The organism is Mycolicibacterium boenickei (assembly GCF_010731295.1).
In the GTDB taxonomy this organism is placed as follows: Bacteria; Actinomycetota; Actinomycetes; order Mycobacteriales; family Mycobacteriaceae; genus Mycobacterium; species Mycobacterium boenickei.
Map to the genome: position 1 here is coordinate 3291133 of NZ_AP022579.1, position 22343 is coordinate 3313475.

The 22343-nt window shown below is 66.7% G+C and carries 22 protein-coding genes; 7 read left to right on the top strand and 15 right to left on the bottom strand.

What is annotated here, in order from left to right:
* Window positions 1–36: 36 nt before the first annotated feature.
* Window positions 37–930, top strand: coding sequence for an LLM class F420-dependent oxidoreductase (locus G6N57_RS15725; RefSeq protein ID WP_407665936.1), 894 nt, complete (start codon window positions 37–39; stop codon window positions 928–930).
* A gap of 105 nt (window positions 931–1035) precedes the next feature.
* Here G6N57_RS15725 and G6N57_RS15730 read toward each other — a convergent pair whose 3' ends face one another.
* From G6N57_RS15730 to G6N57_RS15770, 9 genes are all read right to left on the bottom strand, one after another.
* Window positions 1036–1803: an alpha/beta fold hydrolase gene (locus tag G6N57_RS15730; RefSeq protein ID WP_077741529.1), complete on the bottom strand. Its 768-nt coding sequence runs from the start codon at window positions 1801–1803 to the stop codon at window positions 1036–1038.
* Between the two features lie 7 nt (window positions 1804–1810).
* Window positions 1811–2011, bottom strand: a complete 201-nt coding sequence (locus G6N57_RS15735; protein WP_077741528.1) for a ferredoxin — start codon at window positions 2009–2011, stop codon at window positions 1811–1813.
* Entirely contained in the window at window positions 2011–3213 is a 1203-nt protein-coding gene (locus G6N57_RS15740; protein ID WP_077741527.1) for a cytochrome P450, read from the bottom strand. Before G6N57_RS15740 ends, G6N57_RS15735 begins: the two co-directional genes overlap by 1 nt.
* Window positions 3214–3361: 148 nt before the next feature.
* The gene (locus G6N57_RS15745) at window positions 3362–4150 is read right to left on the bottom strand and encodes an NAD(P)-dependent oxidoreductase (protein WP_077741526.1); all 789 of its coding nucleotides are present in this window, start codon (window positions 4148–4150) and stop codon (window positions 3362–3364) included.
* Window positions 4150–4968, bottom strand: coding sequence for an NAD(P)-dependent oxidoreductase (locus G6N57_RS15750; RefSeq protein WP_077741525.1), 819 nt, complete (start codon window positions 4966–4968; stop codon window positions 4150–4152). The genes G6N57_RS15745 and G6N57_RS15750 overlap by 1 nt, the downstream gene beginning before the upstream one ends.
* Window positions 4968–5786 carry an alpha/beta fold hydrolase gene (locus G6N57_RS15755; RefSeq protein WP_272936936.1) on the bottom strand — a complete coding sequence of 273 codons (819 nt, stop codon included), beginning with the start codon at window positions 5784–5786 and terminating at the stop codon, window positions 4968–4970. The genes G6N57_RS15750 and G6N57_RS15755 overlap by 1 nt, the downstream gene beginning before the upstream one ends.
* Window positions 5787–5853: 67 nt before the next feature.
* Window positions 5854–7509, bottom strand: coding sequence for a thiolase C-terminal domain-containing protein (locus G6N57_RS15760; RefSeq protein WP_077741523.1), 1656 nt, complete (start codon window positions 7507–7509; stop codon window positions 5854–5856).
* 93 nt (window positions 7510–7602) lie between these two features.
* Entirely contained in the window at window positions 7603–7824 is a 222-nt protein-coding gene (locus G6N57_RS15765; RefSeq protein WP_077741522.1) for a ferredoxin, read from the bottom strand.
* Complete coding sequence (locus tag G6N57_RS15770; RefSeq protein WP_077741521.1) at window positions 7821–9110, bottom strand: NADH-ubiquinone oxidoreductase-F iron-sulfur binding region domain-containing protein; 1290 nt, start codon at window positions 9108–9110, stop codon at window positions 7821–7823. Before G6N57_RS15770 ends, G6N57_RS15765 begins: the two co-directional genes overlap by 4 nt.
* Window positions 9111–9142: 32 nt before the next feature.
* Here G6N57_RS15770 and G6N57_RS15775 point away from each other — a divergent pair, with 32 nt between their 5' ends.
* On the top strand, window positions 9143–9616 hold the full coding sequence (locus G6N57_RS15775; RefSeq protein WP_077741520.1) for a hypothetical protein: 474 nt from the start codon (window positions 9143–9145) through the stop codon (window positions 9614–9616).
* A gap of 17 nt (window positions 9617–9633) precedes the next feature.
* On the opposite strand, the gene G6N57_RS15780 is transcribed toward G6N57_RS15775, so the two are convergent.
* Genes G6N57_RS15780 through G6N57_RS15795 form a run of 4 tightly spaced genes read right to left on the bottom strand, consistent with a single transcriptional unit; the run spans window position 9634 to window position 13238 of the window.
* Window positions 9634–10578 carry an alpha/beta fold hydrolase gene (locus G6N57_RS15780; protein WP_077741519.1) on the bottom strand — a complete coding sequence of 315 codons (945 nt, stop codon included), beginning with the start codon at window positions 10576–10578 and terminating at the stop codon, window positions 9634–9636.
* On the bottom strand, window positions 10575–10967 hold the full coding sequence (locus G6N57_RS15785; RefSeq protein WP_075921067.1) for a Rieske (2Fe-2S) protein: 393 nt from the start codon (window positions 10965–10967) through the stop codon (window positions 10575–10577). Before G6N57_RS15785 ends, G6N57_RS15780 begins: the two co-directional genes overlap by 4 nt.
* Window positions 10967–12109, bottom strand: coding sequence for an amidohydrolase family protein (locus G6N57_RS15790; protein ID WP_077741518.1), 1143 nt, complete (start codon window positions 12107–12109; stop codon window positions 10967–10969). The genes G6N57_RS15785 and G6N57_RS15790 overlap by 1 nt, the downstream gene beginning before the upstream one ends.
* Window positions 12110–12128: 19 nt before the next feature.
* Window positions 12129–13238, bottom strand: a complete 1110-nt coding sequence (locus tag G6N57_RS15795; protein ID WP_077741517.1) for an amidohydrolase family protein — start codon at window positions 13236–13238, stop codon at window positions 12129–12131.
* A 283-nt stretch (window positions 13239–13521) separates the two neighbouring features.
* Here G6N57_RS15795 and G6N57_RS15800 point away from each other — a divergent pair, with 283 nt between their 5' ends.
* The 3 genes from G6N57_RS15800 to G6N57_RS15810 all read left to right on the top strand — a co-directional run bounded on the left by G6N57_RS15800 (window position 13522) and on the right by G6N57_RS15810 (window position 17083).
* Complete coding sequence (locus G6N57_RS15800; protein WP_077741516.1) at window positions 13522–14526, top strand: acyl-CoA dehydrogenase family protein; 1005 nt, start codon at window positions 13522–13524, stop codon at window positions 14524–14526.
* Complete coding sequence (locus G6N57_RS15805; protein WP_036448664.1) at window positions 14527–15702, top strand: acyl-CoA dehydrogenase family protein; 1176 nt, start codon at window positions 14527–14529, stop codon at window positions 15700–15702. It abuts the gene before it with no gap.
* 307 nt (window positions 15703–16009) lie between these two features.
* Window positions 16010–17083 carry an NAD(P)H-dependent amine dehydrogenase family protein gene (locus G6N57_RS15810; RefSeq protein WP_097926202.1) on the top strand — a complete coding sequence of 358 codons (1074 nt, stop codon included), beginning with the start codon at window positions 16010–16012 and terminating at the stop codon, window positions 17081–17083.
* Here the strand turns inward: G6N57_RS15810 and G6N57_RS15815 are convergent.
* Together G6N57_RS15815 and G6N57_RS15820 are read right to left on the bottom strand one after the other, a co-directional pair.
* A complete protein-coding gene (locus tag G6N57_RS15815; RefSeq protein WP_077741514.1) occupies window positions 17080–18399 on the bottom strand; it encodes a TetR/AcrR family transcriptional regulator in 1320 nt (439 codons plus the stop codon). The two genes, G6N57_RS15810 and G6N57_RS15815, sit on opposite strands and share 4 nt — an antisense overlap.
* 187 nt (window positions 18400–18586) lie before the next feature.
* Complete coding sequence (locus G6N57_RS15820; protein WP_077741513.1) at window positions 18587–19516, bottom strand: SDR family NAD(P)-dependent oxidoreductase; 930 nt, start codon at window positions 19514–19516, stop codon at window positions 18587–18589.
* 156 nt (window positions 19517–19672) lie between these two features.
* On the opposite strand from G6N57_RS15820, the gene G6N57_RS15825 reads away from it, so the two are divergent.
* Together G6N57_RS15825 and G6N57_RS15830 are read left to right on the top strand one after the other, a co-directional pair.
* A complete protein-coding gene (locus tag G6N57_RS15825) occupies window positions 19673–21316 on the top strand; it encodes a nitric oxide reductase activation protein NorD (RefSeq protein ID WP_407665987.1) in 1644 nt (547 codons plus the stop codon).
* Between the two features lie 132 nt (window positions 21317–21448).
* Window positions 21449–22297, top strand: a complete 849-nt coding sequence (locus G6N57_RS15830) for a CbbQ/NirQ/NorQ/GpvN family protein (RefSeq protein ID WP_077742065.1) — start codon at window positions 21449–21451, stop codon at window positions 22295–22297.
* The last annotated feature ends 46 nt before the right edge of the window (window positions 22298–22343 follow it).

The following is a 22343-nucleotide window of genomic DNA, read 5'->3' on the forward strand; positions in this document are numbered from 1 at the left end:
GGGCCGGCCGCAGTGCGGTACAGCATCACCTACCCGATGCACACCCACCCTTACCACCCAGATCTGGTGAGTGGCAGCGGGGTTGCGGCGATGGCCGCTGCGGCCGAGGCGGCGGGATTCGACGGTTTCGGTTTCACCGACCATCCCGCCCCGTCCCAGCGCTGGCTCGATGCCGGCGGCCACGACGCACTGGACCCGTTCGTGGCCATGGCTTTTGCCGCGGCGCACACCACGACCCTGCGGCTGGTGCCCAACATCGTGGTGCTGCCCTATCGGAATCCCTTCGTGGTGGCGAAATCCGGTGCCAGCCTGGACCTGCTGTCCGGTGGCCGGTTCACGTTGGCAGTAGGAGTCGGTTATCTCAAGCGGGAATTCGCCGCGCTGGGGGTGTCCTACGACGAGCGGGCCGGGCTGTTCGACGAGGCGTTGGAGGTCATCCGCGGTATCTGGACCACCGATGATTACACCTTCGAGGGCAAGGCCTTCAGCGCCCGCGGTATCACCGCACACCCCCGGCCGGCGGCGAGCCCGCATCCGCCGATCTGGATCGGCGGCAACACGTCTGCCGCACGTGCGCGGGTGGCCAAGCACGGCGACGGCTGGTGCCCGTTCGCCGCGCCGGCCGGGCTGGCCAAGACCGCGGGAACCGCGGCGATGGATTCACTGGACGCCTTGGCGGCCGGTATCGAGGACCTGCGGGCGCGGCTGACCGCGGCCGGTCGCGATCCCGACGGAATCGACATCGTGTTCAACAACTTTGAGGGCGGCAATCCCGGTGCCGACGATTTCGACGCCGACGCATACCTGGCCGGCGTGGACAAGCTTGCCGCGCTGGGGGTGACCTGGCTGCACGTCACCCTGCCCGGCGACAGTCTCGCGCACGCCCTCGAAGCCACCGAGAAATTCGGTCAGACGGTCATCGCTGCCTGACGAGGACCGAGCGCGGGCGATGCGGGGCCGCCGATTTCGACGCTGGGGTCGTGCTTCTTCGCTCGAAGCGACCTGGGCGTCGAAAACGGCGCAGTGGGAGGGAACCTAGGCCGGCGTGAGGGCTGCGATCGGCGTGGTCGTCGTGGCGTGCACCAGTAGCTCGGCGAGCTCCCGCGGGCGGCTCAGGAACGGTGAGTGCGACGTGTCGATGGTCAGCTGCTCGACTCCGAGACGTTGGGTGACCGTGTCGGCCAACCACTTCGGCATCGAACGGTCCTGGGTGCAGCGGATGAAACTGCGGGGTAGATCGGCCGCCCAGAACTGCGGCACCGACACCGGCGTCACCGTGGTGTCGCCGAACCGCTCGGGGCCCAGACGCTCGAAAGCCCAACGGGCAGTGGCCTCGTCGCAGTCGTGGTAGAAGTACCGCCAGGCGCCGCCGAAGTCGGCGAAGTGCATGGCACCTTCCTCGTCGAAATGCAGATAGCCCAGCATCTCGCCGACATCACCGTCGAATTCGCCACCCAACTCATCGTCGGCCGACCGCATGGCCATGGCTTCGGGATATGTCCGGCCCTCCCGGGGCAGTGCCGCGGCCAGATATGCGATGTGACCCACCAGTTCCGGCGCCGCGTCCGCGGCGAGAGTGGCGTCGAACCCGCCGCCGGAGTGCCCGACGAGGACATCGCCCGGCTGCATCACCTCGACGATCGCGGCCCGCCGGTTGGCCAGCGTCGACTCCTCGGCGACCCGAGCGCCGTGCCCGGGCAGGTCTACCGCGACACCGTCATGCCCCAGTTTCTGCAACTCGGCGATGGTGTGTTCCCAGCACCAGGCGGCATGAAAACCGCCGTGTACGAAGACGAACCGCATGGGCCGGCTATTCGTCATTGATCGAGATCGCCTGCCGCGGGCACTGCCGGACCGCTTCGCGAATCAGCGCTTCGTTCTCCGGCGTCACGTCTTCCTGCAGGATGTGCAGGTAGTCCTGATCGTCGAGGTCGAACACCTCCGGGATGATGCCCATGCAGACCGCGTTGCTCTCGCAGATCTCGAAATCGACGTGAACTTTCTTGGTCATCACCTCAACACCTTCACCGGCACATGTGAATACCCCGCCACGTTCTGCATGTGAACCCGTTGCAGCTGATCCCATTTCACTTCGTAGCGCGGCATGAAGTCGAGTAGCTTCTCCAGGGCGATTGCGCTCTCCATGCGGGCCAGGGCGGCCCCCAGACAGCTGTGGATGCCGTAGCCCAGGCCCAGGTTCTGTGCCTCCGTGCGGTCACGCTCGATGTCGAAGGTGTCGGCATCGGTGAACGCGTCGGGATCGCGGTTGGCCGCGGCACTGATCAGGAACACCGCCTTGCCGGCCGGGATGGTCCCGCTGGGCACGTGGGCTTCCTTGAGCGTGTAGCGGACGTTGTACTGCACCGGGCCCTCGAAACGCAGCAGCTCCTCGACCGCGGCCGGAATCTTCTCGCGGTCGTCGAGCAGCTTCTGCCACTGCTCGGGGTTACGCGCGAAGAGCACCATCGCGGTGCCGACGAGTTTGGTGACGGTCTCAGCACCCGCACCGCCGAGGAGGGTGGCGAATCCGGTGATCTCGATATCGTCGAGGCGGCGCATCTGGCCGTCCTCGCCGGGGATCTCGGCGGCGATCAGCCGGCTGATCATGTCGTCCTGCGGGTCTTCGCGGCGCTTCTGCACCAGCCCGTAGTAGTAGATGCCGGTGTCGATGTTGGCCTGCATGCCGGCCTCGGAGTAGCCGATCTGCCCCGGCTCGCGGGACAGGCTGATATCGATCCAGTGCCGGACCTGCTGGCGGTACTCAGGGTCGACGCCGGCCATCCGGGTGATGACCTCGACCGGGAACGGGCCCGAGAAATCCTGGACCACATCGAATTCGTCGGAGCCGATCTTCCCGAGGAAGTGATCGATCTGCTCGACGATGGTGTCGCGCTGGGACTGGATCATGCGCGGGGTGAACGCCTTGTTCAGCAGGCTGCGCATGTGCCGATGATCGGGCGGGTCCATGAAGATGATCGACTTCTGCGGTGGCTCGTCGCTCTGCACCATGGCCAGGTCGCAGCCACGTGACGAGGAGAACGCCTCGTGGTCCTTCAACGCCGCCGCCACGTCCTCGTGCCGGGTCAGGGCGTAGAAGTCGGAGTCCTCGTTGTAATACAACGGCGCGTCCTGGCGCATCCGGCGGTACATGTCGAACGGGTTGTTGAAGAACTCCTCGGAGAACGGATCGAAGATCACCTGGGCCTTGGTCATTCGCTGGCTCCTCCTTCGCGGCGGGCTGGGCCGGAAGTGTCGTGACACGTTACGGGAAACTGTTGAACTGTAACGCTAACAGTAATCCTGTTGACAGTGTTTGAAAAGCACAAAATAGGTTCTGATCAGGTCGTGATGTCCGGCTCGGTCACTTGATCGCGGCGTCGAGCAGGCTCTCGAGCCGGCCGAGGTCGCTGTCCAGTTCAGACGCGGTACTGCGGACCACCGCGACGTCCTTGCCGATGAATTCGCCGACGCGCGCGATGAAGGCGTCGGCCGACCCGGTGGCAGCGATACCGCCCAGTGCACGGCTTGCCGCACTGCCGTGCGTGAGTGCGGTCAGCAGTGTCGTCTCGTCGATACCCAGGCGATCGCCCAGGCGCACGCCTTCGGCGACGACGCCGATCTGTGCCGCGAACAACGCGTTGTTGACCAGCTTGACCCGTTGACCGGAACCGACGGGCCCGACGTGCAGCACCGGATCGGCATAGGCGGTCAGCACCTCGCGGGCGCGGGCCACCGCGTCCTCGGGACCACCGGCGAACACGGTGACCGTCCCGGCCGCGATGTCGTGCGGCCCGCCGCTGACCGGGGCATCGACGACGGCGATGCCGCGAATGGCACCGCGCTCGGCGAGGGCCTCGGCGGTGCGGGGGCTGCCGGTGGTGTGCAGCACCAGAATCGAACCTTCGGGCATCTCGTCGATTAGATCCGGGCAAAGCTCCCGCACCTGCTCGTCGGTGAACACGCAGACGATTGCCACGTCGGCGTCCTCGACGGCCTCGCGTGGCGCGTTCACCGGTGTGGCCCTGAGTTCGGCTACCGCAGCGCGCTTTTCGTCGTCGCGGCCCAGGGCTCGCACCTGGTGTCCGGCGTCGGTCAGCCGGCGCACCATCGGCGCGCCCATCCGGCCGGCCCCGATGAAACCGATGCGCATCAGCGGGGATGATTCATTATGGCAAGGGCGTTGTCGGCGGCATCAAACACTGCCCCCTGGGGAGCCGAGGCGTCATCGGCCAGGCTGGCGGCATGCCGGCAGTCCTTCTGCAGCAGCGCGCCGGCGATCGGCGCCAGGTTGTCCAACGTCCCGCCGAACATCGCGATGCTGTTGAGCGCCTTGCTGGTGGCCGATCCGCGCGTGATCACCTCACACAACGCCTGACGCGGAACCCCCAGCGCCTCACCGAGTTCCAGTGCGCTCATGGCGGCGCCCAGGTTGGCGCTGAACAACAGGTTGTTCAAGATCTTCGCGACCTGGCCGGCGCCCACCCCGCCCAGGTGCACAATCGGGTCGGCGTAGGTGGCGAACACCGGACGCACCCGCTCGACAACTTCCTCGTCACCGCCGACCATCACCAGCAAGGTGCCGGCCGAGGCAGCGGGCTCGCCGCCGCTCACCGGGGCATCGACAACAGAAATGCCCTGGGCGGCAGCTTTTTCCGCGATCTCGCGACAGGTGTCCGGGTGCACGGTGGAGTGGATGGCGATGACGCCGCCCGGCGCCAGCCCGGCCAGCACGCCGGTCTCACCGTCGAGCACCTGGCGGACGTCGTCGTCACCCACGACACACAGGCAGACGAGGTCACTGGCGGCCGCAAGCTCGGCGGGGGAGCCCGCTGTCTTGGCCCCGGTGTCGGCGAAGGGCTCCAGTGATGCCGGGCGCCGAGCCCACAGGGTGGTCTCGAAGCCGCCCTCGACGATCCGCCGCGCCATCGGCACCCCCTGGCTGCCCAGCCCGATAAATCCGACTCGCATCAACCTGCCTCCACTTCCACTTCGGTTTTCGCATCATCGGCGACGCACTCATCGGCAAACGCCAACACCTTGCGGTGATAGTCAGCCGCGGTCAGTCCGACGCTGAGGTTGTGGCCGCTGTCGGCCAGTTCGCCGGTCTCGACCCGCGGCGACGCGGTGAACATCGCGCTGATCGCGGCCAGTGACTCTGGGGCGGACTCCCAGACGTTCTCGTACTCGCCCGCGAGGAACTGCACCGGAACCCTCGTCTGTCCGGCCAGTGCCGGAAAGTCCTGTCGCGGCCAGGTTTTGACGACATCGCCCTCGTACGCGGTGCCGCCCGCGGACAGTCCGGCGCCGATCACATCGGATGGGTAGAGCCGGGCCGGTTCCCACAACAGCTCACGCAGACCACGCGGCCGATTCACCGGCGAGGCGTCCTTCAGCAGCTCCTGTGCGCTCGGGTGATACCGGCGGCCGGTCCCGGCCAGTGACACGCCGAGCACCTCGGGTTGCTGAACAGCGAGGCGCAATGCCAGCTCGCAGCCCATCGAATGGCCCAGGACGAACAGGTCGACGGTGCCGGCGATGCGCTGGATTGCGCCGAACGCCAACGCGACCCGCTGTTCGGGGCGCGCCATGGCATCCGGGTAGGCCGCCGACGCGCCGTAGCCGGGACGGTCCAGCGCCACTACGGTGTATCCCTGGGCGACCGCGATGCGCAACAACGACAGTTCCGGGTGACCGGGACAGTCGAAGTACGCCGACGTGGTGGCTCCGCCGTGTAGCGCGACGACGACTGCGCGCGGGTCGGGAGCTTCCGCGACCAGGGCCGACATCGGAACACCGTCAACCATCACCACTCTGGGGTGCGGGGCGGTCCTACTCATGGGGTGCGTGCATGTTTCAGTCGTCCCTGCGCATCAGTAACACGCCACTCGGGGTGAGGCCGCCGCTGCTGGCCACGGCGACACGCGCGTCGGCCACCTGACGCTCGCCGGCCTCGCCGCGCAACTGCGTGACGGCCTCGTGGATCAGGCCCATCCCGTGGGTGCGGCCGTGTGAGAGCTGCCCGCCGTGGGTGTTGAGCGGGATGATGCCGTCGCGGGCGATGTTGTGACCGCCGTCGAGGAAGTCCTTGGCTTCTCCGATGCCGCAGAAGCCGAGGCCCTCCAGCCACGACAGGCAATTGAAGCTGAATCCGTCGTACAGCTCGGCGACGTCGACGTCGCTGGGGCGCAACGAGGTTCGCGACCACATGTGCGCGCTCTGACCCAGCACCTGGGGTTCGTGGGTCAGGGTGGTTTGGTCCCAGTCGAGGCGTTCGACGATCTGGGTGCCGACGGCCTCGAACAGGATCGGCGGCTTGGGCAGGTCGCGCGCGGCGTCGACAGCCGAGACGATGACGGCCACCGCGCCGTCGCACGGTACATCGCAGTCGTACAGGCCGAACGGGGTCGTGATCATGCGGGCCGACAGGTAGTCGTCCATGGTCAGTGGATCGCGGTAGATGGCGGTCGGGTTCAGCGCGGCGTTGGCGCGCTGGTTGAGTGCGATCCAGCCGAGGGTTTCCCGCGTGGTGCCATACCGGTCGAAGTGACGGCCGGCGTTCTGCGCCAACGTGTGTGCCGCCGAGGTGGCACCGAACGGGTGCTGCCAGTTGTCACTGCGGCCACCCATCGGAGGGGACATCTTGCCCTCCTTGACCAGCTGGCCGAACGTCGCTTCCCACAGCGTGCGGAAGCACAGCACGTGTCGCGCCATGCCGGTGGCCACGGCCATCATCGCCGCGATCACCGAGCCGCCGGGGCCGAACGTGTCCATGCCGCCGTTGATCCAGGTGGGCCGAAGTCCGAGCGCGCCCTCCAGGGCGGTTACTCCGCCCTCGCCCATACCGGCGATGGCCAGGCCCGGGTAGGTGGACAGGCCGTCGATGTCGTCGAACGTCAAACCGGCATCGGCTACGGCCTTCTCGGCCGCATCGATGGTCAGGGCCAGCGGCGGCACCATCTGGCGGCGACCTATCTTGGACATCCCGATGCCGGTGATAGCCGAGTGATCCTCGAACTTCTCCCTGGTCAGCATCGGCCGGACGTACTTGGCGACATCCTGGGGCGCGACCGGCTCGGCGACCGGCGGGGTAGCGGTGGTGTCGGCTGACGGCTTGAACACCGGCAGCCAGACGTCCTCGATGTGCTGGAAGTCGACCTCCACCGGCATGCCGAGCTTGAGGTCGTCGAAATCGCAGTCGACGATGTTGGTCGTCAGCCGGACCCGGGGATCCTCGGCGATGGCCACCTCGGCCACCACGTATGGCGGGGGCATGTCGGGGAATCCGAACCGGTGGTTGACCGTGAACCCGGCCAGCGACGCACGCCCGGACACGTCGCGCACACCCATGTTGTGGCTGCGACAGTAACGGCAGATCGGCTGCGGCGGATGGATGAGGGCGCTGCAGCCCTGGCACTCCTGGATTCGCAGCACCCCGTCGGCGCCCGCGGTCCAGAAGTACTCGTTGAGCGTGGTGACCGTCGGGAGCGGACGTCCCGGTATCTGTGACAACTCGACTCCGGTGGTAAGCGGGTTATTCTGAGTGGAGAATCACGTTACCAGTTTCCGGGATCGGTGATCCAGCCCTAAGAGTCAATGCCGGCCTCACCCGGCCCCCTGATGGGTGCGCGCCTCCTTGAGCTCGATGATCGCGTGCACGGGGCAGTCCAGCAGGGCACGCCGGACCGCGTCCTCGTCGGCCGCAGGGATGTGGCCGTCGCCCTGGAGTGAGGCGTAGCCCCAGTCGTCCAGCGGGAAGTACTCGGGCGCGTGCTTGGCGCACAACCCGAAGCCATCGCACAACGTGCGATCGAGCTTGACCTTCATACCGACACCACCGCCTCCAGGGACTCCACTTCATACGGCCGCGCAGCGGTGAAAGCACCGGAACGACAGGTCTGACAGCCATTTTCGAGGTGTCGCCGCACCAGATCGGGGAACTGTGCCAGCAGGCTCGCCGCCACGTTGGCGGCGCCGTCGAGGGTGGCGCAGGCGCCCCGGCCGCGCAATACCACCGACCAGCGCCGGAGCCGGTCCAGGTCCGCCTGGCCGGCGTTGCCATCGCGCAGACCGGTCGCCACCGCCGCCATCGCGGCCGTCCCGTTGAAGCACGAACCGCACTGTCCGGCGTTCTCGCGGTCGAAGTACGCCAGCACCGCCGCCGCGACCGCAACCGGGCAGTCATCGGTAAGGATGCCGATCGCGCCGCAGCCCAGTCCGCTGCCGAGGGCCCGTATGGACTCGTGATCCAGTGTGACCCCGACGATGTCGCGGTTGACCAATCCGGCGAAGTAGCCGCCCATCAGCGCTCCGCGGACGTTGTCGGGGGACACCCCGTGCAGGGTCAGCAGATCAGCGAACGCGATGCCGTGTGGCAGTTCGTACAGCGCGGGCCCGCGTCCGGCCCCGGTGACCGTGGCCAGGAAGGTACCGGGGGAGGACTCGGTGCCCAGTTCCCGGAACGCCTGCGCGCCGTGTTGATGGAGATAGGCAAGGTGAGCCAGCGTCTCGACATTGCTGATCAGCGTCGGCTTCCCGGCCACCCCCTCCTCGAACGGGCGCGGCGGCTTGTCGGTGGGTTTGGCCGGTCCACCGTTGACCACGTGCACCGCGGCGGTCTCTTCACCCGCGACGTAACCCGGAGTGACGGTGAGCAATTCGACTGCCACCCCGTCCAGTTCGCCGGGGAGCTCGGCGATCGCGCGCGCGACGCACTCCGCGGCCTGGGGATCCGACACATACACCACGGCGCGGTCGGCTCCCACGATCCCGGCGGCAAGCCGCAGGCCGTCCAGCACCGCATGCGGGCGGTTGCGGAGCAACCAGCGGTCCTTGATCGAGGCTGGCTCTCCCTCTTCGCCGTTGGCGATCACCACGGCGCCTGCGGCTTCTCGGCCGTTGTCGCGCACAGTGCGCAGCTTCACCGCCATCGGGAACGCTGCGCCGCCCCGGCCGAGCAGTCCGCTGGCCTCGACCTCGTTCACGAGTAGCTCCGGATCGGCAAGGGGCACATAGCCCCCGGCTTGCCGGTAGACGTCGAGTGCCTCTGGCCCGTCGCGCAGGAGACGTGGGGTGATTCCCGGCCATGCCGCGACCGTCAGTTCGGCTGTCATGTCACATCCCGTCCCCGGTTAGGCTTACCGGCATGAGAACTGCGGTGGTGCGCGTCGGAGTCGACCCGGCTGGCGAGCTCGGGGAGCAGGAGCTATCCATCGGCATGGCAACGCTTCGTGGGTTGCTGGCCGAGCGCGGCGCCGAGGTGCTGGACAACCAGCTCGCCGGACTGCCCGCGCATCGCCGCGAGGTCGAGGTGCTGATCGCCGGCGACGACGCACCAGAGCTGCAGGCCATCGCGATGGAGCTGTGTGCCAAGGCGTTTGGCACCACGCCAACGGCCGGTGTGGTCACCTTCGTCAGCCGCGGCACCGACGAGGACGCCCGCGGCGTGCTGGCCGGGTTCGGCGTGTCGGGTGACATCGTTCGATCGGTCGACGTCGAAGGCTGGGATGTGGTGACGGTGACCCTGGACCGGGCTGACCTGGCACGCATCCCGGAAAGCCGCATCCACACCGCCCTGGAGGCTTCGCTGAACTGCGAGGTGCGAATCAGGGCGGTGTGAGGTCGGCGTCACTGCGCTCACCTGGGCTCCGACGGGGTAGACCCCAGGAACTCGATGATCGCCGGGGCGGCCTGCACCCAGGTGTCGAACATGTTGAACCGCTTTACCTTTCCGGAGGCCCGGGCTTCGCCTGCGCGCTCCCAGGCATCCTCGGGCCACGGCGGGTCGATCAGCTTGGATCCCTTGATCAGGCAGCTGACCTCGAGCGAGGTGCGCTTGGGGTGGTCGAGATCGTTCTCGCCGCCACGGATGATGAGTGTCGGCACGGTGATGTTGTCGAACATCTCGTCCTCCACGCCCGGGATGGTCTGACCGGGCTTCGGCACGAACGCGTTGAGCCAGCGCAGCATCAGCTTGAGGAAATCATCGGGATCCTGAGCCAGGATGCGGTCGCGGTTCGCCGGGTTCTCGCCGGAGCGTTCCTTCCACTCATCAATGGCAGCAACGGCTTTCATGCCTGCTCCGCGGACGGCCAGGATGCTCGGCACGATGTAGTAGGAGCCCAGCACGAACGATCCGTACACACCGCCGACGATGTTCCACACCACGAGCTTGGTGACGACCTCGGGGTAGAGCATCGCGGTGAGCATCGAATCGCGGGCCCCGCCGGAACCGCCGGCCAGGATGCACGGGCCGATGCCCAGCTTGGTGATCAGCGCCGAGAGTGTCTCGGCGCGCATGTGCGACTCGCTCTGGCCGTAGAACTGGATATCGGAGCGGCCGCAATTGGGCCGGTCCCACAGCAGTACCCGGTAGCCGCCCTTGACCAGCGCCTGGGCCAGCGGACGCAGACCCGGAATGTCCTTGCTGAACCGGCCGCCGGGGGTGAGCGCGATGAAATCGCCCTCTTTTCCCAGGATCTCGTAGACGACGTTGCCGCCGTTGATCTCGATGGTCTTCTCGCCCCGCTTGAGCTCGGGGGTTCCCAGGGGGAGTACTGCTTCGTTCGCAAGCTCGCTCATGCCATCACCAACACATCATCTCCAACCACACGGACCGGGTAGGTACGGATACTCCATTCGGGCTTCACCGCAGTGGTGCCGGTTGCCAACTCGAAACCCCATTGGTGCCAGGGGCAGTAGATGAACTCCTTGTCACGCACCATCACTGCGTCGCCAGGGACGTCGTCGTCGACGACCGTGCGCCCCCGGGCGCGGCCAGAGCACAGCGGACCACCCTCGTGGGGGCAGTAGTTGGCGATCGCGTAGAACGTGCCGTTGACGTTGTACACACCGACACCATGGCGGCCGATCGGCACGAGTTTGTGTGTGCCGGGCGGGATCTCGTCGACAGTACCGATGACATGCTCGCGCCCCTGTGCGAGCCGGGGGCGCTTCTCCGGTTCGGTCATCAGAAGACTCGGACCTGTCCCTCGAGGACCGGCACGGTCTCGGGCAGCTTGTAGGTCTCGATGCCGTTGCGGAACATGATGGCCTCACGGGCATGTTCGGGCAGGTGCTTGACCAGCCAGCGCGGGTCGTCGAAGGTCCAGTGCGGGTAGTCGCTGGAGTACAGCAGAATCTTCTCGCACTCCATCCACTCGAACGCCCGGGACAGCTCGGTCTTGTCCTCCGGGTAGTCCAGCGGTTGCGTCGAGAACTTGATGTGGTCCTTGACGTATTCGGATGGCTTGCGCTTGATGTCCATCCAGCTCTTGCGCTTCTCGTAGATGGCGTCCATGCGCCACATCAGCGGCAGGATCCAGGTGAAGGCATGCTCGATGAATACGATGCGCAGCGTCGGGAACCGGTCGAAGACCCCGTCGAAGATCAGGCTCATCACCTGGTTGGCCGCCAGCAGCGAGTACGTGACCATGAAATCGTGGTTGTAGCTCGGCAGTCCGACCGGGGGCAACGGCAGATTCTCGAACTCACCGCGGGACAGGTGGCAGCTCACGGTGATGTCGTGCTTGGTGGCCGCGGCCCAGACCGGGTCGTACTTCGGGTCACCCCACGACGGCCGCGGCTCGGCCTTGATCAGGATCTGGGACATGTACGGGTGTTCGGCCCATTTCTCGATCTCGGCAACCGCCAGTTGCGGTTCCTCGATGGCGACGCAGATGGAACCGCGCCAGCGCTGATGCCAGTTGTTGTGCGGGTCCAGCCAGTTGTCGGCGAGCCAGGAGTTGGTGGCGGTGCAGTAGGCGGCGGTGGCCTCGCCCAGGCGGCTCTCACCGTGTGTCGGCTCCAGGATCGCGATGTCGGACCCGGCCTCCATGATGAGTTGGCGCAGCGCCATGTCTGGGTCGCTGCAGGCGAACTCGCCGTCCGGCGGGAAGGCGTCCACCCGCATCGCGTACGAGTGCGCGTAATCGGGTGCGTCGTAGTAGATCTGGTCACCGACCGGATGGCTCATGAAGAACTTGCTGCGCCACGGCTCCGGGATGTATTCGAGGAGCTGTCCGCGCTTGGGCATGGGGTGGACGTCAGAGTCGACGCAGCGCACTGCTATCCGCTCGGCGGCGGGCACCCGTGGGTTGGTGGTGATGGTCATGATGGCCTCCCTCAGATACCTACTGTGCCGCTACTACGGACGATGAACCGGCAGTTACGAATTCGCTCTCCAGGCCGTACAGCTTGGCGGCGTTGCGCCACAACAACTTGTCGCGTTGCTCGGTGCTGAACGCGCTCGGGATCGTCGGTTCGTTCAGCTGCCAGTGCGGGTAGCTGGAACCGAACATCACCATGTCTTCCTTGCCGGTGAAGCTCATCCACTCGCCGGCGAACTCGGTGTCGCCGGGGCCGTCGAGCGCGCCTTGCACGAAATACACGTGGCCGGGCAGGTAGTCGCTGGGCATCTTCGGTGCCCACGGTGTCTGTTCCAGGTGCGGGCGGCCGAAGCAGTCCATCCGCCACATGAACGGGGTCAACAGGTCCGCGGCACCGTCGGCCCAGACGAACTTGAGGGTGGGAGTCCGTTCGAACACGCCCTCGGCGATCATGTTCATCAGGTGATACAGGTAGTTCATCGCCATGAATCCGAGGTACTGCTCGTAGGTCCGGGCCTTGCCGGACGGCGTCGGGGCGAACTGGATGCCTGCGCCACCCTCGATGTGCACGGCAACCGGCAGGCCCGCCTCGGCGGCGGCGTCCCACAACGGCCAGAACTGGGGCTTGCCATAGAGCTCGCGCGACTGCATCGGGATGCCGATCTGCACCACGCGCGGATGGTCCTTGTACTTGTCGATCTCGCGCAGGGCGCCGGCGATGTCGTCCGGATTCACCCGGATGGTGCCGCGGAACCGCTCACCGTGTTCGTCGTGTTCGAGCCAGCGGGTCACCATCATCTCGTTGTGCGCGGCGGCCAGCGCGGTGCCGAGGTGGCGGTCGGGCATGATGCCGCGGGTCATCGGGTGCAGGATCGCGATGTCCACGCCGCGGTCGGTGAACAGGTGCTGCGCGGCGATGTCGGGGTCTGAGCCGGGGTACTGGCGGTCGGGACCCTTTGTGCCGTTGGCGTACTCGCCGCCGGGGGCGCCGTACCAGTTCATCTCGTAATCGGGGAAGCCGCGGCTGGCGAACGGTTCCTTCAGGAAGTTCTGCCGCAGGTCCTTGTTCGAACCGAAGAAGACGTGCACGCTCGCGTCAATGAGGGGCACTTGCGTCCCGTCTGCTTGCTCCATGGCCAAGACTGTCCTCCGATGTCCGTCCGGAACCAGCTGCGCACGCGCTCATGACGACGTGCCTGCTGCGCCGGATCTTACAGCCAGTCTAGATCCATATTCTTCTATGGCAAGAACATAGTTCTCAGAAGGCTGCGGTGCTTTGTCGCAGGTAAGCGGCAGTGCTGGTCACCTGCACAGCGAGTTACTGCCGAGAACCGGTACTTGCTAGAGGAGAAGGTCACGCCACAGAAAGAGAATGCTATTCTCCTTTCGAACGTGACAGTGCGGTAGGAGGCGGCGGTTGCTACTCGAATTCGATGCCGATCAGCGGCTATGGCAGGAAACCGTGCGCGACGCGGTGACCAAGCAGTGCCCGGCCACGCTGGTCCGCGAGGTGGCCGAACAGGGTGTCGACCCGGCGCCGCTGTGGCAGAGCTACATCGACCAGGGCTGGACGGAGCTCACCGACTCGGAGAATGCGGTGGAACTGGCCATCGTGCTCGAGGAACTGGGCCGGGCCACGGATCTGACGCCGTACCTGGCGACCATGACGCAGTACGCACCGTTGGCCGGAGACCGCTTCGACCCCGCCAGGGCCGGCACAGCCGTGTACAGCGGTGTGGGCGCGAACCGCGACGCCGCCGGCTGGGTGCTGACCGGCACCGCCCATCACGTCCTGGACGGCGACCGGGCGCAGAACCTGGCGGTGGTGACCGACGGCGGCGTGTTCCTGGTCGATTCGGGTCAGGTTTCCGTCAAGCACAGCGCGGTGTTCGATCCGGTGTTGCACCTCGCCGAGGTGTCGTTCGACAACGTCCATGTCGATGACACGGACCGTGTTCATGTGGACACCGAGAAGGCGCGCCACCTGGCCCTGACCGGGATGGCGATCACGATGGTCGGCGCCTGCCAACGGGTTCTCGATCTGGCCCTCGAACACGTCAAACAGCGCCAGCAGTTCGGTGTGGCGATCGGGTCGTTCCAGGCCGTGCAGCACAAGGCTGTCGACATGCACGTCGCCATCGAAAGAGCCAGGGCCCTTTCGTACTTCGCTGCGCTGACCATCGCCGCCGACGACCCGCGCAGGCGGCTGGCATCCGCGATGGCCAAGGCCGCGGCCGGGGAGTGTCAGGCGGTGGTGTTCCGCCACGGGCTGCAGTTGTTCGGAGCCATGGGATTCACCTGGGAGAACGACGTGCAGTTCGCCCTCAAGCGGGCCAAGGCCGGCGAGCTGCTGCTGGGCGGTGCCGCCGAGCACCGCGCGCTGATCGCCGCCGAGTACCGCACGACCTACAGGGGACTGTAAATGCAGCTCACATACGATTCCGACGTCGAGGAGTTCCGCGCCGAGTTCTCCGCGTTCCTCGATGCCAACCTGCCGTCGGAGGCGCAGACGCTGGAGCGGCCCCGATCGGTGTCGCACATGCCGCAGTGGGCCCGCGACTGGCAGCGCTTGCTGTTCGACAACGGCTGGCTGCTACCGGCCCAGCCGCCCGAGTTCGGCGGACGCAACGCCACCGTGGTGCAGACCTTCGTCCACCTCGACGAACTGTGCCGGCGCCGGATCTACCACAGCTTCAACCCGCAGGGCGTCAACATCATTGCGGCATCACTGCTTACGTTCGGTTCCGACGAGCAGAAGCACCGCTGGGCGGTGCCGGTGCTACGCGGTGAGAAGACCGCCTCGCTCGGCATGAGTGAGCCGAGCGCCGGCTCGGACCTCGCGTCGCTGCGTACCCGCGCCGTGCTCGATGGCGACCACTTCGTGGTCAACGGCCAGAAGGTATGGACGTCGGGTGCCCACGACGCGGACTTCCTGCTGACCTTCGTACGCACCGACCCGGATGCGCCCAAGCACAAGGGAATCAGCGTTCTCATCATCCCGACCGACACGCCCGGTGTGGTGTGCCGGCCGTTCGCCGACATGACGGGCGAGGAGAACCTCGACTTCAACGAGGTCTTCTTCACCGACGCCCGGGTCCCCGCCGAGAACCTGGTCGGTCCGCTCAACGGCGGTTGGGGAGTGGCCAACGGATCGCTGGGCCACGAACGCACCATGATGTGGCTCGGCTTCGCCGACCGGATCGACAACATGCTGGCCGACTTCCAGCCCAAGACCGAACTGGAACGTGACCAGTACGCCACCACGATCATGGACTATCAGGCCTTGCGCGCCATGGGATCTGCGGCGCTGGCCAAGGCCTCGCGCGGCGAGGCGGACACCGCGTCGGTGTCGGTGCTCAAGCTGTTCGGCTCCGAAGCCGAGCGCAACGCGTTCGAGAACGCGCTGACCGCGGCCGGCCCGGACGGGTTGATCCATCCGACCACCTCGGGTCCGTACGAGCACATGAACCTCGACCACTACTTCGCGAGCTGGTTCGAGCGCTACGCCAGGAGTTTCGGCGGCACCATCGCCGGTGGGACTTCCGAGATCCAGCGCAACATCATCGCCACCCAGGTGCTCGGCTTGCCGCGGCGCTGAGTTCTTCCGCCGAGCAGACGCAAAACCGCCCAATTTCCACGGAAGTTGGGCAGTTTTGCGTCTGCTCGCGACTTTTGGGTGACGCGGAACAAAACTTAGGTTATGGTCGGCGTGATGTTCGCGCTGCGATTCGACATGCGTGCGGCGCACATCCCGACGCCTGACCTCTGCAGCGCCGATACGCCTCCGTTGTGCAGAAGGGCACGCACCGCCAGCCGGCCGATGAGCGGCTGGCACTGCTGCTGCTCTGGGGTCGCCGTCGAGCATGCGGGCGGACCTGCTCGAACAGCACAGTGAGGAGTACTCGGTGCCGAGACCTTTGCGAATCGTCGTCTGGTCGACGGGCGGCGTCGGATCGATAGCGATCGACGCGATCGCCGGGCGTCCGGATCTCGAACTGGCCGGCGTCTGGGTGCACTCGGCGGCGAAGGTGGGACAGGACGCGGGCGTGTTGGCCGGGCGCGCCGCGCTCGGCGTGCAAGCGACCAACGACGCCGACGCCCTGATCGAGTTGGCCCCCGACTGCGTGGTGTACGCGGCGAGTGGGCCAGACCGTGACGGCGGCGCGGTGCCGGACTATCTGCGTCTGCTGAACGCCGGGATCAACGTGGTGTCAACGACATCGACCGGGCTTGTGTACCCGCCCGCCTACTACTCCGTTGAGTGGCGCGACCAAATGGAGGTGGCGGCGAAGGCGGGCGATTCGTCGTTCTTCGCGTCGGGAGTCTTTCCCGGGTTCGGTTCAGATCAGCTGGCGCTCACGCTGGCGACACAGTCCAAGAAGATCGACCGCATCACGGTTACCGAGGTGTCCCTCAATGACCACTATCCGGTGGCCGATGTGATGATGGACGGGATGGGATTCGGCCGCGAGCTGGAATTCGAACCGATGCTCAAGACACCGGGATTCATCGAGATGGCGTGGAAGGCGCCGATTCACCTGATGGCCGATGCGCTCGGGGCCGAGGTGTCCGAGATTCGCGGCTCCCTGGACCGGCGGATCACCGAGCGCGACATCGAGGTGGCGTTCGGCACGATCGCCGCGGGGACGTGCGGAGCCGTCTGCACGCGTGCGGCCGGCGTGGTGAACGGGCGCGAGGCCATCGTCATCGAACACGTCATCCGGATGTCACGCGACGTCGCGCCCGACTGGCCGGCGTCGGAATTCGACGCCACCTACCGGGTGGACATCGGGGGTGACCCTGACATCCACTGCGCGATGAACCTGGGGGAGGACGAAGGCCACGGTGCCGGGCGGGCCGCGATGGCCGCCACCGCGATGCGGGTGGTCAACGCGATTCCCTACGTCGTCGATGCCCCTGCCGGCCTGTTGAGCTCGCTCGATATCCCGAATACGTTGCCGCGGTTTGTTTTCGACTAGCGCGCGACCACACCGCGCAGGCTGGTGTCGCGGACGTGAATCTGTGATGCGCGCGTGCCCAGCTCTCGCAGGATGTTCTCGGGTATCCAGCCGACCCCGATCACCGACCGGGCCAGCATTTCGTTCGACGGGCTGTCGATGCTGATCTCGCCGGCCTTGATCCCATCGGCGAGAAGCGATTTCACCTGCTTGACACGCTTGGTGAACAACCACCCGGGGTTGGGTGTGTCCGGGGGCGACTGACGCATCCAGGCCAGTTGGATGCGGAATTCGTCTCCGAACTGGTCGAGCGCGTTGGTGTGGATCCAGCTGAGCGCGTCGAGTTTCTCGACCGTCGTGCCCTGGGACCCGAGGACCTCTGTCCAGCCCACCGCGATCTTCTCGCCGAAAGACTGCATGATCGCCGCGAGCAGTTCGTCCTTCGACCCGATGAGCCGGTAGACCGTGCCGGTACCCATGCCCGCTGCGGAGGCGATGTCCCGCACGGTCGTGCTCTCGTAGCCGCGGCGGCCGAACTCGGCCCGCGCCACGGCCCGGATGTGCGCGGTCTTGTCGTCGGCCTCGGACCGGGCCTCCTCGATCCAGCTGCGGACCACGGCATCGGCTGCCGCGAACGGGACGGACGCATCGAGTTCGGCGTCGGTGGGGTGACCGGTCGACAAGCCTTCCAGGAGAATCCGGCACAGCAGGGTGGCAACCTTCTCCGGTGCGGCGTTGTGGCGCATCACATCGAGGCCGACCTGCAGCATGGACTGGCAGATCCGGTCGGCCAGAACGGCCAGGTCGACGTCGGAGCGCAGGTAACCGGCCCAGCGGGCGGCCCGCAGGGTCTGCTGCATGGCATCCAGCGTCGCCGTCGGCCGGCGCTGCGCCAGCGCGACGAGGTCGGGGTTGGAGCTCGGGCTCTCGTAGAACGACATCTGCAGTGCCGCGCGGTGGGCGACAGCGCAGCGCGCGATATCCGAGCCAAGGGCGGCGATGCGGTCGAACGGCGACGCCGGATCGGGACCGTCCAGCCGGGTCTGCGCGTGCTCGGCGATGCGGTCGAGATCCTCGTGATACCGCTCGAGCAGCTCCACCAGGATCGCTTCCTTCGATTCGAAATGGTGGTACAGACTGCCGGGAAGTATGCCGGCCGAATCCGCGATCTCTTGCAGGGAGGTACGGAGGCCCGACGTGGCGATCAGCGACGCGGCAGTCTCGAGGATCTCGGTGCGGCGCGTGCGGTCCTCGGCTGCGGCACCGACATCAGCTGCGCGACCTGGGGTGCGCTTGAGCGTCTTGCGCTCCCCAGGCGTTACCTGGGGACGGCCCACAGCGGCTCCACGATGATTGCTGGCTCCCGTCATACGATTTGGGTGTCTGACCCAATATTTGGTTAGAGGCTACCAGAACGGCGCTGGTGCACCGGGTATCCCGGACCGCCGAATGCGCCGGTAGATCAGCTGCGTCCGACCTCACGAAGGTTGCGCCGGACGGGCCGCTCATCACGCCGGGCCGGGCTCACGTGGTGACGCCGAGCCGTTCGGTCACCGCGAACACCTCGTCGTAGATCGACCCCGGAATCGTGAACGGCTCTGTCGCAGCGATTTCCGAGAGGCGGGTGGCGACGTCGTCAGCGCTGGGGGTGCTGCCCGGCGGCGCCATCCAGCCCTCGCTCAAACCGATGAAGACGCGGGCGAATCGACCCGCGCAGGCCGAGAAGTTCTGGTGGCTGAGCGTGCAGTCGCGGCTGGCCAGGTACACCACCAGCGGTGCGACGAGTTCCGGTCGGATCGCGTTGAAGAATCCGTTGTCTTCAAGGACTTTCGGGTCGCCGAGGGTCTCGCTGACCATTCGGGAGATGCCGAACGGCAGGACGGTGTTGGCGAGGATGCCGTGCGGAGCTCCCTCGAGGGCGATCACGTTGGTGAGCCCGACCAGGCCGGCCTTGGCGGCCGCGTAATGCGCCTCCAGGTGCTGACCGAACATTCCCGCCGACGATGCGATGAAGACGAATCGGCCGTAGCCCTGGCTCTTCATCACCCGGTACGCGGGCTGGGCCAGGTAGAAGCCGCCGTCGAGGTGGACGCTCAGCATGCGTCGCCAATCCTCGGGGGTCAGTTCGTCGAAGGGGATGCTGTTGAAGATGCCGGCGTTGCTCACGACGGCGTCGAGCCGACCGAACCGTTCGACCGCGGTGCGGACGATCGCCGCACCGCCCTCTGGGGTGTCGACCGAGTCGTAGGACGCGACCGCGGTGCCGCCGGCCGCCGTGATCTCCTCTACCACCTGGTCGGCCACTGCGGCGTCCGAGCCCTGGCCCGCCATCGTGCCGCCCAGGTCGTTCACCACGACAGCGGCCCCGAGCCGTGCCAGTTCGAGCGCGTAAACCCGGCCAAGACCGCGCCCGGCGCCGGTCACGATGGCTACCTGGGTATTGAAGTCGATCACATTGCCGCCCTTGCCAGTTGATGTTGCCGGCTCGTTCGATTGACTCCGGTGGGACCGAACTCTACGGTGGAACAGATATTTGGTCAACGCGTGCGAGTGGTGCGGGGGTGTCAGGTGTCGGACGGCGGTGGCAAGGATCGATTCTCCGGGTTGGGCATGCTGGCCTCGGCGCTGGCGGCACGCCCAGTCGCGGTGGCTGCCGTCGATGCGGGTACCGGACCGTGGACGGACGGCGAGACGGTGTTCGTCGACCCGGCTGCGCCGGCACCCGCGCGGCTTGAGTCGGTGGCGGTTCAGGCGTCGCTGATCGCCGCAGGCAGCCTGGACCCCGAGGTGATCGGCGCACTCGTTCGCCATCGTCGCCTGGCCAAGCGCTACCTTGCGATCGAAGGCCATCGAGCCTTGTTGGCCAATCGCACCCTGTTGCCGAATTCCCTTGCTGCCCTGGTTGACCGGAGCATGGGTGAGCGCACTGACACGCCGGCGGCGTCCCTGGAGCTCGCCCGCGGCCGCGACGTGGTGACCGACCCTCCGGCGGCGTTCGGGGTGATCCGCGCCAAGAAGGTACTGGCGGCATGCGCGGCGGCCAGGCCCGCGGATGAACACTCGGTCGGCCATATCCCGCGGCGGCAAGGTGACCAGGACCTTGAGGAACTCGACGACAACGACATCGATGATTCCGATGACCCCGATCTGTTCTCCAGCCCGGTCGGCGGCGGCGGGGCGATCGGAAAATGGCTCAAGAAGCTGTTGTCCTCGGCACGCAAGACGGGGGGCAACGGCGGGGGGCCGCCCGGTGCCGACTCGCCGACCCACCGCACCAATTCGACGAAGCGTGGGGTGCACGCGGTCTCGTCGTTGGCCACCACCCCTTCGGAGGAAGTCGTCGACATCAAGACCGAAGGGGTGAAGTACCCGGAATGGAACGCCGAGCGCAAGGTGTACCGGCTCGACTGGTGCACGGTTCGCGAGGCTGATCCGCAGATCAAGCCGTACGCCACCCAGCAGATCGAGGATGCGATCAGCGTGCGCCGTCCGTTGGCGCGCCTCGGCATGGGGCTGCATCGGCGCCACCGCCAACCGCAGGGCGACGACATCGACATCGACGCCGCGCTGGAGGCCCGCGTGGAAGTCCGGGCCGGATCGGTCCCTGACGAGGCTGTGTACCTGGACAGTCTGCGGCGCCGGCGGGACCTGTCGGTCCTGCTGTTGCTCGATGTCTCCGGCTCGACCGCGGAGCCGGGCACCGTCGGCCGTACGGTGCACCAGCAGCAGCGCACGGCGGTCGCCCACCTGATGGCGGCGTTGCACGATCTGGGCGACCGGGTGTCCTTGTACGCCTACTATTCCCAGGGCCGGTCGGCGGTGACCATGGTTCCGGTCAAGCGGTTCGACGACCATCTGGATGCGCAGGTGATCCGGCGGTTGAACAGCCTTGAGCCAGGCTCGTATTCGAGACTCGGGGCGGCGATCAGGCACGGCTCGGCGGTGTTGGAGGAGCGCGGTGGCACCTCGCGGCGACTGCTGGTGGTGCTGTCCGACGGGCTGGCCTACGACCACGGATACGAGCGGGCGTACGGCGCCGCCGATGCGCGACGCGCCCTGACCGAGGCGCGGCGCCGAGGTACCGGCGCCGTGTGCCTGACCATCGGTGCCAGTACCGATGTGGAGTCGCTGCGCCGGGTGTTCGGTAGTACCGCCCACGCCACCATCTCCGGTCCCGATCAGCTCGCCGGTGTCATCGGCCCGATGTTCCGCTCGGCGATCCGCTCCGGAGAGGTTCGGCGCCGGGTGTCGTGATGTCAAGTCCCGGAATGCCATTGGAGTCGACGGTGGATGCCAGCCGTGGCGGGAAACGGTTGAAACAAACATCTGTTCCGCGTTAGGCTCGTGGAGTACCGCAGCGTTGCGGATACGACGAAAGGTGTGTCGATGGTCAACGAGTCCGGGCTCGCTCACCAGAACGGTGCCAGTTCGCAGGCCTTGAGTGAGCGTCCCTACTACAAGCCCGTCGGCAATGAAGAGACCGTTTTCAAGGCGGCGTATCGCCAAGGTCTTTCGCTTGTCCTCAAGGGGCCGACCGGGTGTGGCAAGACGCGTTTCGTCGAGGCGATGGCTCACGACCTCGGTCGGCCACTGATCACCGTCGCCTGTCATGATGACCTGACCACCGCCGACCTTGTCGGTCGGTACCTGCTCCGGGGTGACGAGACCGTCTGGGTGGACGGGCCGCTCACCCGCGCAGTGCGCGAGGGGGCGATCTGCTACCTGGACGAGGTGGTCGAAGCCCGCCAGGACACCACGGTGGTGTTGCACCCACTCGCCGACTACCGCCGCCAGCTGCCGATCGAGCGCCTGGGCATCACGCTGGACGCGGCGCCGGGGTTCGGCCTGGTGATGTCGTACAACCCGGGCTACCAAAGTGTCCTCAAGGACCTCAAGGACTCCACCCGGCAGCGAATGGTGGCCATCGAGTTCGGTTTCCCGGCCCCCGACGTCGAAGAGGGCATCATCACCCACGAGGCGGGGGTGGATCAGCGCACGGCCGCCGAGTTGGTGCGGTTCGGACAGGCCATCCGGCGGCTGGAGACCAGCGGCATGCGTGAAGTCGCCTCGACCCGCGTGCTGATCGCGGCCGGGCGGCTGATAGCCGAAGGCCTGCCCGTCGCCGTGGCGGCCAGGGTGGCGATCGCCGGGCCGTTGACCGATGACGTTGCGGTGAGCCGCGGTCTGCACGAGCTGATCGATGTCTACCTGGGCGAATCGGCAGCCGGTGATTGACGCGGTGGGCCAGCCCCGTTACGTTCAGAACAAATATTAGGTCGAC